At 44.4% G+C, this 12,789-nt stretch carries 11 protein-coding genes; all 11 read right to left on the bottom strand.

The window, feature by feature from the left end:
* Positions 1-165: 165 nt before the first annotated feature.
* Positions 166-831 (bottom strand): HAD family hydrolase, encoded by a 666-nt coding sequence (locus H3V01_RS01745; RefSeq protein WP_198185816.1) that lies wholly within the window; start codon positions 829-831, stop codon positions 166-168.
* Positions 828-1,496, bottom strand: coding sequence for a DnaA regulatory inactivator Hda (gene hda, locus H3V01_RS01740; RefSeq protein ID WP_037392794.1), 669 nt, complete (start codon positions 1,494-1,496; stop codon positions 828-830). The genes H3V01_RS01745 and hda overlap by 4 nt, the downstream gene beginning before the upstream one ends.
* A gap of 141 nt (positions 1,497-1,637) precedes the next feature.
* Positions 1,638-4,331 (bottom strand): bifunctional [glutamate--ammonia ligase]-adenylyl-L-tyrosine phosphorylase/[glutamate--ammonia-ligase] adenylyltransferase, encoded by a 2,694-nt coding sequence (gene glnE, locus H3V01_RS01735; protein WP_198186418.1) that lies wholly within the window; start codon positions 4,329-4,331, stop codon positions 1,638-1,640.
* A gap of 193 nt (positions 4,332-4,524) precedes the next feature.
* Positions 4,525-5,007, bottom strand: a complete 483-nt coding sequence (locus H3V01_RS01730; protein WP_025330351.1) for an FKBP-type peptidyl-prolyl cis-trans isomerase — start codon at positions 5,005-5,007, stop codon at positions 4,525-4,527.
* Between the two features lie 87 nt (positions 5,008-5,094).
* Positions 5,095-7,092, bottom strand: coding sequence for a DNA helicase Rep (gene rep / locus H3V01_RS01725; protein ID WP_037392787.1), 1,998 nt, complete (start codon positions 7,090-7,092; stop codon positions 5,095-5,097).
* Positions 7,093-7,164: 72 nt separating this feature from the next.
* The gene (gene ung / locus H3V01_RS01720; protein ID WP_025330350.1) at positions 7,165-7,824 is read right to left on the bottom strand and encodes a uracil-DNA glycosylase; all 660 of its coding nucleotides are present in this window, start codon (positions 7,822-7,824) and stop codon (positions 7,165-7,167) included.
* A 93-nt stretch (positions 7,825-7,917) separates the two neighbouring features.
* Positions 7,918-8,742 (bottom strand): bifunctional hydroxymethylpyrimidine kinase/phosphomethylpyrimidine kinase, encoded by an 825-nt coding sequence (gene thiD / locus H3V01_RS01715; protein ID WP_037392786.1) that lies wholly within the window; start codon positions 8,740-8,742, stop codon positions 7,918-7,920.
* Positions 8,743-8,914: 172 nt separating this feature from the next.
* Positions 8,915-9,706: a 3-methyl-2-oxobutanoate hydroxymethyltransferase gene (panB, locus tag H3V01_RS01710; protein ID WP_198185815.1), complete on the bottom strand. Its 792-nt coding sequence runs from the start codon at positions 9,704-9,706 to the stop codon at positions 8,915-8,917.
* Positions 9,707-10,251: 545 nt separating this feature from the next.
* The gene (locus H3V01_RS01705; protein ID WP_025330346.1) at positions 10,252-10,884 is read right to left on the bottom strand and encodes a deoxynucleoside kinase; all 633 of its coding nucleotides are present in this window, start codon (positions 10,882-10,884) and stop codon (positions 10,252-10,254) included.
* Positions 10,885-10,903: 19 nt separating this feature from the next.
* Positions 10,904-11,410 (bottom strand): 2-amino-4-hydroxy-6-hydroxymethyldihydropteridine diphosphokinase, encoded by a 507-nt coding sequence (gene folK, locus H3V01_RS01700; RefSeq protein WP_198185814.1) that lies wholly within the window; start codon positions 11,408-11,410, stop codon positions 10,904-10,906.
* A complete protein-coding gene (gene pcnB, locus H3V01_RS01695) occupies positions 11,407-12,741 on the bottom strand; it encodes a polynucleotide adenylyltransferase PcnB (RefSeq protein WP_198185813.1) in 1,335 nt (444 codons plus the stop codon). The genes folK and pcnB overlap by 4 nt, the downstream gene beginning before the upstream one ends.
* Positions 12,742-12,789: the final 48 nt, after the last annotated feature.

Genomic DNA, 12,789 nt, shown 5'->3' with positions numbered 1-12,789 from the left:
TGTGTGTCCGCCCTTTTCAAGAACAGCCAGCTTCGGATTATCCAGTATCTGATAATCGCCACCTTCCAATTGGCCAGCCATGCTGCATTTAAATCACGTAAAGTGGGCTGATAGCGATCACTTGACTGAAATCTGTACACTGTCTGCCAAAGTTATGATACATCATTACATAAAATTCAGTATCGGCCAGCCATGGCGATGGGCATACTGCACCAGTTTCTCATCAGGATTAACGGCAACCGGATCAGTTACCAAATTGAGCAAAGGCAAATCATTATGCGAATCACTGTAAAAATACACTTTAGTAAAATCTTCCAGCTGCTGTCCGCGCTGTGCTAGCCACTGCTGCAAGCGGGTAACTTTGCCTTCTTTAAAACTGGGCGTACCTGTATAGTGTCCGGTATAGTTACCGTCTGCATCTGTTTCTAACTGCACGCCGATAATATTCTGAATACCAAACGCTTTTGCAATGGGTGCAATAATAAATTCATTAGTAGCAGACAAAAGCAGCATTTCATCACCGGCATCGCGGTGTCCTTGAACCAGCATTTTAGCCATAGTAGAAATATGCGGCACGATAAAATCACGCATATACTCATTATGCATTTCATCCAGCTCTGCACGGCTAAAGCGTGCCAGTGGTGCAAGCTGGAATTTCAGAAATTCATCAATATCCAGACAGCCATTCAGGTAATCCTGGTAGAACTTGTCGTTTTTGATGTCAACAAATGATTTATCTACCAGTCCTTTTTGCATCAGATACTTCGGCCATTCATTATCTGAATCACAGTTAATCAGTGTGTGGTCAAGGTCAAAAATAGCCAGATTCATGCATTTTCCTGTTGTTTAAGTAACTGGCGCAATAATGTAAGAGTGATGCGTCGACCCTGCGCCAGTGAATAATCATTCAGGGTATTGAGCATCAGCAGCAAGCTATCCAGATCTCTGCGCCAGTGAGCCAGCAAATAGCGGATTACTTCTGCATCAACCGGTATTTGCCGTGCATGAGCCATGCCTACCAGAGCGTTGAATTTTTCATCATCACTTAATGGTTTGATTTCGTAGACAAGACAATAGGCCATGCGTGTACGTAAATCTTCACGGATCATTAGCTGCTGAGGAGGAATTGCTGAACTTAAAAGCAGATTACCGTGCCGGCTGTTGCGAAAATGATTGAAAAGAGAAAATAGTTGCTGCTGTTCAGTGGCACTGAGTAATTCAATCTGGTCTACGGCAACACAGTCCAGATCGAACAGCCAGTGTCCCAGACCTTCTCTGGCTGCATCAACATATTCAGCTTTCAGCCCGCGTGACTGTGCTTGAGCCACCCATGCTTTGAGCAAGTGGCTTTTACCACTGCCTGCTTCCCCCCAGACAAAGATAAACGGGTCAGCCTGATGCTGTAACACATAAATCAGTTCCGCATTGGTATGGCCAAGAAATTTATCAAATCCGGGATAGCTACGATCGTCAAAGTCAAATATCAGTTGGTTCACTACAGTAGACCAGTTTGAAAGCTAGTGCGACCTTTGATTGTAGCTGTCTGCTTAGTTCATATCAAGCAGCATAACGATGGAATTTAACTGATGAATAAGGATTTTATATTTAGCAGAAGTGAAAACCGACAGATAAAATATTTACTCCGACGGTTCGGCGGCAAATACCTGTTTCCATAGTTTCTTCACTATCTGATAATATTCAAGTAAGGAAGCATCTATGGGCGTAGTGACTGCGTCACGAAGACGGGTGTTATGCTGTAGCTGTCGATAATAACGATACGCAGTACGGCTGCCTTCCGCCAGTTTAGTGTCAATCAGCCCCAGCTTAGCAGCAATACTGAGTAAAGCAATATTGCCATAATTTTGTAATAATTGCGGATACTGATGTGCAAAAGAAAGAATCAGATACTGCACAATGAATTCCACATCAACGACACCGCCGCGGGCATATTTCACGTTACTATCAACTGGAGGATGTGTAGGGAACATTTTTTCGCGCATGGCAATAATTTCTTTCCGAAGCTGTTCTGCATCACGCTGACGACAAAGTATCTCATTCCGTACAGCATCAAAGCGTCTGCCAACTACACTGTCTCCGGCAATAAAGCGGGCACGTGTTAAAGCCTGATGTTCCCATGTCCATGCACTTTCACGTTCATAGCGCTCATAAGCCTGTATATGTGTGACGGTAAAACCGGAGTCTCCGTTCGGACGCAGACGTAAATCAATATCATAGAGCATACCGGCGCCAGTCGGAACAGTGAGCCAGCTGGTCAAGCGGCGTGCCAGACGAGTATAAGTATCGACAGCATCCGGATGGTTATCATCAAATACATAAACCAAATCCAGATCAGAAGTATAGCCCAGCTCTTTGCCGCCTAATTTGCCATAACCAATCACGGCAAAATGTGCAGTATCAGTATGCCTGCGTGGTAATTCAGTCCATACTCTTGTAAGTGCAGCTTGAATAATCAGATCTGCTAAAGCAGAAAGCTGGTCGGATAAGGACTCAACTGTCCACAAGCCCGCCAGATCCTGCACAGCCAGACGGAAAGTCCATGCATGTTGAAACCGGCGTAAAACATCCATCTGGGCTTCAACATCACCGTGACACTCATCAAGCTGATGCTCCAGTTCAATCGAGTGAGCTGCCCAATCAGTATCTATACGCATTAATTCATTGCTGAGCAGCTCATCCAGCAATACCGGATGCTGCTGCAGATAAGTAGCTACCCAGCTACTCTGGCTCATTAAACCAGCCAGTTTTTCCAGAGCCTCAGGATGCTCATGCATAAATGCCAGATAAGAGCTGCGCCGGCCGATAGCCTCAAGAAAATCCAGTAAACGGGCTAAAGTAACATCCGCTTGCGGACATTTTGCAGCAATACTAAGCACTGACGGTATGATTTCGTCAAAACGCTGTTGCGCAGTGGACGATAGCTGCCGGTACTGACTGCCATGATGCAATTGTTGCAGACGCTGCAATACATTTTTCGCATCAAACCCGTGCGCAGTCAGCAAAGCGATTTTTTCTTTGTTGTCACTTTCATCCTGCCATACACGCAGCATATCCGGATCGTTTACTTTGGCTTTGTCTTCCGGTTCAGTAAATATTGCTTCGAAAATCTGGTGCACAGCCTGTCTGTGCTGATTCAGGGCAGCCAGATAATCCTTATAGTCGCTGTATCCCATACTTTGTGCCAGCATTTGCTGTTGCTTTTCACCAGTTGGTAACATCTGGGTTTGCTGGTCATCCCAGTATTGCAGCCGGTGTTCGGTATCCCGCAAAAAATAATAGGCTTTCAGTAATGTATCGACACTATCCTCCGACAGCATACCGTGCTGAAGCAAAGCATGCAGCGTTTCCTGTGTACCTTTTAATTGCAGGCTGCGTACCTGTCCGCCCCGTATTAACTGGAATATCTGGGCAACAAATTCCACCTCGCGGATACCACCGGCACCAAGTTTGATATTATCAGCCATACCTTTACGGGTAACTTCACGCTGTATCTGCCTATGCAGGCTGCGCATGCCGTCATAAGCATTAAAATCCAGATATTTGCGATATACAAAAGGTCGTACCAGTGCAGCAATATTATTCGGATAGTCTGTGACCAGACGCGCCTTTGTCCATGCATAGCGCTCCCACTCCCGCCCCTGCTGAATCAGATAATGCTCCAGTGCGGTTTCATTGATTACCAGAGCTCCAGAATCACCATCTGGACGCAAACGCATATCAACCCGAAAGACCTGACCATCTCCGGTAATATCATTTAACAGAGCAATGATTTTCTGTCCGACTTTTGTAAAAAATTCCTGATTGCTCTTCTGTCGTTTACCATCAGTATCTCCGGCTTCCGGAAACACAAAAATTAAATCAATATCAGACGATACATTCAGCTCATAGCCACCCATTTTCCCCATACCTACAATACTAAGGCGTTGCTTATCCCCGCTATACTGACCGACTGGCTGTCCGTACAAACCAGCATAGTAGGCATGTGCATACTGCTCAGCAATATTTATAGCGAAATCCGCCAGATGGGTAATGGTTACAGTGACTTCATTTAAATCGCTTACCCGCGCCAAATCACGAGCCATAATATGTGCCATTACATAACGGCGCAGCAGGCGTAACTGGCGTGCCAGTTCAGCTTCATTTTCACTGCTCTGTAATTGCGCCCAGTCAGCGAAATTCCGGAAATCATCAATGGTCAGTTGCCGTTCCAGCCAGAGATAAAGTTTGTCTGTATTAAGTAACTGATTATCCAGTAAACGGCTTAGAAACAATGAATACGGACGTGCTGCTGCAAGAATTTGTTCGGGAGTCATAATAGCATTAATAAGAAAATGAATGCATGGTTTATCATACCGTCTGAAACTAATACTGTGAATCAGTAAATCAGAGACAATAACATGCAGTATTTCAGTGAGAAGCTGAATATTGCCGGAATTAAAAAAAAGAAGTTTGCGCATTCAGCGAAACTTCCTTTTTTCAGGTTTAATTACCCAGTAATGTAACTAATTAGTGATGATGGTGATCATGCGCCCCATGAACATGACCATGTTCCAGTTCTTCTGCAGTAGCAGGGCGAATATCTTTTACAGTTGCTTTAAAACGAATACACTGTCCAGCCAACGGATGATTACCATCGACGACAGCTTTACCATCTGCTACATCGGTAATACGATAAACCATTACATCACCAGTTTCCGGGTCATCTGCTTCAAACATCATGCCCACTTCAACTTCAACCGGGAAAACATCCAATGGTTCAATACGAATCAGATCTTCATCCTGTTCGCCAAATGCATCATCTGGTGCCAGTTTTACATCTACTACATCGCCAACCGTCTTATCATGTAACTGTTCTTCAACCAACGGAAAAATACCGTCATAGCCACCATGCAAATAGCTAATCGGTTCTTCAGTTTTATCGATCAGCTGGTTATCAGCATTGAACATTTCATAGTCCAGTGTCACAACAGAATTTTTGGCGATTTTCATAATTTTTTTCCATAATCAAGCTGCACAGGCAGCAAACAATTTGTATTTTAACATGTAATGGTGCAAACCACATGACGTTACAGACTGCTATTGCAGACTATCCAGCCGTGCCATCATTCCTGCAAGAATACTTTTACCTTCCGACTGACTAACAATGGGTTCACTGCCCTTACGTCCCAGCAAACGAATATCTTCGCCCGGCATTTCATCAATAAAACGGCTGGGTTCATGAAATTCCCAGGAACCGGCACGTTTGCGTTTATGACAATGTGTAAGAGTAAGAGTTTGCCGCGCACGGGTGATACCCACATACATCAGCCGGCGTTCCTCATCAATATTGCCTTCTTCGATACTGTCAGCATGCGGAAATACTCCTTCTTCACAGCCTACCAGAAACACATGCGGATACTCCAGACCTTTAGACGCATGCAGAGTGGACATACTCACCATATCTGCATCTTCATCTTCTTTACCATCAAGCAATGTCATTAGTGCTATAGTCTGGGCTATTTCCAGAATATTCCGGCCATCTTCTTCACCTTTTTTGCCTATCCAGCTGAGCAAATCCTGCACATTGCGCCATTTAATTTCTCCGGCCCGTCCTTCCTCTGTATTGAGCAAATGTGTTTCATAAGCTATATCGGCAAGCAAACTGTGCAACAATTGTCCGGCATCTTCCACAGTAGCACGTGCCTGATAATCAGCCAGCAAAGCCATAAACTGCTGTAACGGTTCACGGCTTTTTGCTGACAGCTCTGCCAGCGCATCCATACTGCGTGCAGCTTCAAATAAACTGCATTGTGCTACTTTGGCATAATTATTCAGCTTAGCCAGTGTGGTTTCACCTACTCCTCGCCGTGGTGTCGTTACTGCGCGCAGAAATGCCGGATCATCGTCCGGATTAGCAAGTAAACGAACATAAGCCAGTACATCTTTGATTTCGGCCTTATCAAAAAAACTTTGTCCGCCTGAAAGTCTGTATGGAATTCTCCGGCTACGCAATGCCTCTTCAAAAACTCTCGCCTGATGATTACCCCGATATAAAATCGCAAAATCCCGGTAATGTACGGCATCACCACCAATCAATTTTTGATGAGCAATTCTGCTGACGACCACATCAGCTTCGTGAGCCTCATTTTTACAGGCAATAACATCAATCATGTCACCCAACCCGTATTCACTCCATAATGTTTTAGCAAAAAGTTTGGGATTATGGGCAATCACCTGATTGGCTACACGCAGAATACGTGCAGTAGAACGATAATTCTGCTCCAGTTTAATAATCTTTAAATCCGGATAATCTTGTTGCAGCAGACGCAGATTTTCCATATTGGCACCACGCCAGGCATAAATACTCTGATCATCATCACCTACGGCAGTAAACTTACCTTCTGCACCGGTAAGCAGACGCATCAGCGCATACTGACAGGTATTGGTATCCTGACACTCATCTACCAGCAAATAACGCAAACGAAGCTGCCACTTATAGCGAATGTCTGCCTGTGACTGAAGCAGCTCAACCGGTATCCGGATTAGATCATCAAAATCTACTGCCTGATAGCTGGTCAGAGTATCCTGATAAGAGGCATATAACTGCCCCATCTGATGTGTCCAAGTATCATCAGCCTGCCGAATAACAGTTTCCGGAGAAAGCAGACTATTTTTCCACAGTGAAATCTGATGCTGGGCTTTAAACACCATTTCCCTGCCGGTACTGCCCAGTAATTCACTGATGATTTTGCCCGCATCGGCACTGTCGAGAATAGAAAATTGTTTTTTATATCCCGCAGCAGCTGCTTCCTCACGTAAAAAGCGCATACCCAGCGAATGAAAAGTACATATAGTTAAACCGCGGGTTTGCGGTTTACTTAATAAATGACCAACACGCTCCTGCATTTCCCGTGCCGCTTTATTAGTAAAGGTAATTGCAGCTATCTGCTGGGCAGGATAATGTGCTTGTGTAATCAGGTAAGCAATTTTTTCAGTAATAACACGCGTTTTACCACTGCCGGCACCGGCCAGCACCAGTAATGGTCCATCAAGATAGTGAATAGCTTCGTGTTGTTGCGGATTCAGATTTAACATGGTTTTATTGATGCTTCCGGCAAAAACACAACCGTACTGTTTATCAAGCCGGCTTCTGGTCAGCCGGATATCTTACAATTGCCAGTCTATCGGGCTTATTCCGTGCTCCTGCAGATATGCATTAGCCCGTGAAAAATGTCTGCATCCGAAAAAACCACGGTATGCAGATAAAGGAGACGGATGAGGTGCAGTTAATACCAGATGTTTTTTCCGGTCAATCATAGCACCTTTTTTTTGGGCATGGCTGCCCCAAAGCATAAATACAATATGTTCACGTTCAGCATTTAAGACAGCAATCACATGGTCAGTAAAAGTTTCCCAGCCCAGCTCTGCATGTGAATGTGCCTGACCGGCGCGCACAGTTAAAACGGTATTAAGCAACAATACACCTTGCTCTGCCCAGTGCTGCAAATAGCCATGCTGCGGAATACGAAAGCCGGGTATATCTTCAGCCAGTTCTTTATATATATTGACTAGTGAAGGAGGAATGGCTACACCTTGCCGTACAGAAAAAGACAAACCATGCGCCTGCTGCGGACCATGATAAGGATCCTGACCAAGAATAACCACTTTAACCTGAGCAAATTCAGTTGCCTTAAACGCATTGAACACATCTTGTGCCGGCGGATAAATCACCTTACCGGCCAGCCTTTCAGCACGTACTGTTTCCAGAATATGCTGAAAATATGGTTGCTGTTTTTCTGCACCAATTGCCTGATGCCATGTCTGCATTAAAACTTCCCCTGTCTGATAAAAAGGCAATTTATGCCTTGCAATCGGCCTTATACCGGCCAAGCTGCCAATTTTAGCATAGCGGCAAAACTACTAATCATGCCTTATACGCCAGAAATGCGCTAACGGACCATACCCATGTCCCAGATGCCAGTGTTGCCCTGCCTCAATCGCACCATGTACATAACTTTTGGCAGCCGCAACTGTATTGGCCAGATTTTCATGCTGTGGTCGCAAAGCGGCTATCGCAGCTGAAAGAGTACAGCCGGTACCATGAGTATGTGAAGTATGAATCCGGAGACTTTTAAAACATACCGGTTCATTATCCCGTTCCATCAGCCAGTCTGCAGCATCTTCAGAATTATTTCGGTGCCCGCCTTTTACCAGTACTGCATGACAGCCTTCATCCAGTAAAATCTGTCCCTGTTCCAGCATTTCTTGATCCGTAGTGGCTATCGGCTTATGTGTCATGATAGACAGTTCAAAAAGATTAGGTGTCAGAATATCAGCCAGCGGCATCAGCAATTGCTTCATTGTCTGCACCGTATTTTCTATCGACAAAGCTGAACCTGAAGTAGCCACCATGACCGGATCCAGTACAGTAAAAGGCAGATGATATTGTTGCAGTGATTGAGCAACCGTACGGATGCTGTCAATATCAGCCAGCATACCGATTTTGACCGCATCAATACGAATATCAGACATCACTGCCGCACACTGCGCTTCTATCATATCCGGCGTTACTACCATAACCTGCTGTACACCAAAAGTATTCTGTGCAGTAATGGCTGTAATCACACTGGTACCGTATGCACCCAGTGCAGCAAAAGTTTTTAAGTCCGCCTGAATACCTGCTCCGCCACTGGAATCAGATCCGGCAATAGTTAAAGCACGGGGGTAAGGCTTGGCGAGCGCCATAAGCATCTCCCTGAAAATTTTTATTTGTCAACGAATTAACTTATATATACTTCCAGAAAAAAAAACAAGCCCGTATAAATATCCGCAAAATATGCCTATTGACTATTTGTAAAGAAAAACCCACAAAAAAATATAATATTTTCAATTAAAAACAGAAATTTAATTCAAACTTTCAATCAGCAAAAATATGTTCTGCTGCCGGAAAAGTTTTTGCTTTTACTTCGCGAACATAGGCACTGACAGCTGCCTGAATACTATCCTGATCCCGCATAAAATTTTTGACAAATTTAGCTGTTTTACCCGGATAAATACCGAGCATATCATGCATTACCAGAACCTGTCCGTCACAGTCGACACCTGCACCAATACCGATTGTCGGACAGCTAAGTGCTGCTGTCACCTCTGCTGCCAGCCGGCCGGGTACACACTCCATTAATACCATATCAGCACCAGCCTGTGCATGAGCCTGAGCATCGGCTATTAATTGTGCCGCGGCTTCACCACGACCTTGTACTTTATAGCCTCCGAGTGTATGAACGGATTGCGGTGTAAGACCGATATGTGCACATACCGGAATACCTCGCTGCTGTAAAAACTGAGTGGTTTCTGCTATCCATGCCCCTCCTTCCAGTTTCACCATATGTGCACCGGCAACCATCAGGCGTACTGCAGCAGCAAAAGCCTGTTCTTTGCTTTGCTGATAGGCACCGAAGGGAAGATCAGCCAGAATCATTGCCTGTTGATTACCCCGTGCTACAGCAGCCGTGTGATAACAGATATCATCAACACTAACCGGTATAGTAGATGTTTGCCCTTGTACCGCCATACCAAGCGAATCACCAATCAACAATATATCAACACCGGCATCGCTCATCAGACGAGCAAAACTGGCATCATAACAAGTCAGCATGGAAATTTTTTCACCGGCTGCCTTCATTTTCCTTAAAGTATGAATAGTATGCATATACAGATAAATCCGCTATTTATGTTTTATCAGAAAATACTGCCGGTAATAACAGCTCATTTATTTTTAACCTGCATTCCGGCTAAAGAAACCCAAATTTGTTACAACAAATATCCGGTTAGTTGTAATGACCGGCAAAATACCACAGACTACAGTCAAACCAGAACAGATTAACAAATATTTTGCCATCCTTTATTCCCATCTGACCGGAATATCTTTAAAACTATTTATCTAATATAGATATATCCAGATATTGGTACTAAACCAGTAATTTCATCCTCGATAATGCCGGAAAAATACGTATCTGAATTCTGTAATCCCATATACAAAAACTGTACTTTTTTCTAAAAAAAGTACAGTTTGTAAGTCTGAAATCCATCGCAAAGGAAAAATAAATACCAAATTAACAGAATATTGTCATTGATATTTTTTTACTCAAATTAAACGGCATAAAATGCCGATATAGCTAATTTACGACAAATCAGATTGACGAAATATCCACGCAGACAACGGAAATAATTATTTCACCAAACAATTTTAAATAACTATTCGCTCAAATTGAGATAATTACGGCTGCCCTGCATATTGGCAATGGTGTTCAGCAACAATTCAAAATGATCGTCATTACCAAGAAAATCCAGCTCATTAGTATTAGCAATCAATAGAGGAGCATGCTGATATAAATGGAAAAACCGTCGATACTCAGCATGAATCTGCTGTAAATAACCAGCCGGAAACAGATTAACCATTCCGTCATCCCGCTGACGCAAACGCTTATCAAGCAACTCGTCATCAGCTTCCAGATAAATCACCAGATCCGGAACCGGAAATTTCGGCATTACTTTTTGCTTAATCTGCCAGTACAGAGTCTGTTCCTCTTCACGCAAAATTACCGGCACATATATCTGATCTTTCTCAAGCAGAAAATCAGCAATAACCCGCGAGCGTCGCTCATCCTCAGCATAAATAACATTTATTGCCTCGCAACGACGCATTAAAAAATGCATCTCTGTGGCTAGCCCGTGATTAGTCGCATTCAGATAAAATTTTTCCAGAAACGGATTGCTTTCCGGAATTTCCGACAGCAGTAGAGCATCAAAATATTGTGCCAGACGGCGGCTTAAAGCTGATTTCCCACTGCCAATAGATCCTTCTACGACAATGTAGCGATAATCCATACTCCCTGTTCCCCTGCTTTTATTCCTGTTCGTCAGTAATTATAGTTACTGCATCCGGCTGTTTCTTCAATAATGCCGCGGCTACCGCAGAAGCACTGTCATGAGTATCAATTACATAATAAGGCGCAATCGCAGCCAGCGGTGCCATTACAAAAGCACGCTCACACGCACGCGGGTGCGGCAGTGTCAGATTCGCATCATTAATATTCTGATGATCATAATCAATTATATCCAGATCAATCACTCGCGGTCCGTTTGGAACATCACGTACCCGTCCCAGCCGGTTTTCCAGATCCAATAAAGAATTTAATAGTTCATGAGCACTTAAAGTAGTATGAACCAGAACAACAGCATTGACAAAATTCGGCTGGTCAGTCATTCCTACCGGCTTAGTAATATAAAGTGGTGAAATTGCCTTGACCCGAACCCCTTTAATTTGATTCAAAGCTGCCAGAGCTGTTTCAACCTGTTTACGTGGATTATCAAGATTAGCCCCTAAAGCAATTACCGCTGTAACTAAATTCATGCTTCCTCCTGCTTGGGTTTGTTGGTACGTCTGTTACGGTATCTTTTTTGTCTTGTTGAATTTTTTTCTGATTGCGAAGCAGTACGAATTAATTGCTCACGCTCTACATCTGAACCATGCTGAAAAGCCTGCCACCACTGAACCGTATCCTGTGATAATTCGCCCAGACTGGCACGCAAACACATAAAATCAAAAGCAGCACGAAAACGCGGCTGTCCGAGTAAGCGGTAAGGACGCGCCCCGCGCATAATTTCAAACTGCGGCTGCAAACTCCAGATTTCACGCATGGTTACACTATATCGCTGCGGCACACCCCAGTTTTTATCTACATGCTGACGTTCTGAAGTAATCGCCGCATTCATCGCCGCACTGGAGCGCATACCACTATTCAGTTCCCGCTGCCATACTGTTCTGATATGCGGCCATAATACAGCCGCCAGTACAAAGCCCATAGATACAGATTTATCTGCCCGCAGGCGTTCGTCAGTATTGTGCAGAGCCAGTGCGACAATATTATCATTACTTTCGCCGCCCGGCATTAATGCATCAAGTAGCGGATGAATATCTTTCAGACCAAGATTATTCATCTGGCGCAGACATGCCTGTGCATAACCACTGAACAATATTTTCAGCACTTCATCAAACAGCCGTGCCGGCGGTTCCCGCTTTAACAACTGCGCACATTCAGCTATCGGTTTAGATGTATGTTTATCTACGGTAAAGCCAAGTTTGCCAGATAATCTGGCTGCCCGCAGCATGCGCACCGGATCCTCCTGATAGCGCTCAGCCGGATTACCTATCATTACCAGACGCCGGTTAAGTATGTCTTCAACGCCATGATGAAAATCCAGAACTACTTGCTGCTTCGGATCATAGTACAGAGCGTTGGCAGTAAAGTCCCGGCGCATTGCATCCTGTTCAAGCGTACCGAAACTCACATCTTTCATAATCCTGCCCAGCTCATTATGGCTGTTGACTGCCCCGCCCCGAAAAGTTGTTACCTCGATAGTTTCCGGACCAACCATAACATGCACAATCGGAAAACGCCTGCCGATAATGCGGCTGCGCCGGAAAAGTTTATGTATCTGTTCGGGGATGGCATCTGTTGCCACATCAAAATCTTTAGGTGTCACACCAAGCAGTAAATCACGCACAGCTCCACCTACCACATAAGCCTGATAGCCTTCCTTCTGCAAGCGGGTGATTACCTTTTCCGCTGCAAAACTCAGATCATCTGCCTGAATATGGTGTTGTGCCAATGAGATTTCCCGCCTTTTGCCACGCCGGGCAGACTTTCTCGGCAAAACCTTGTGTAACCACTTTGTTAGCATAAATAATACAAAAGCTTATGAAAAAATACTCGCGTGCCGCAGCAACCA

The organism is Snodgrassella sp. M0351, from assembly GCF_016100575.1.
Taxonomy (GTDB): Bacteria; Pseudomonadota; Gammaproteobacteria; order Burkholderiales; family Neisseriaceae; genus Snodgrassella; species Snodgrassella alvi.
This window is presented reverse-complemented; position numbering and strand designations above follow the sequence as displayed.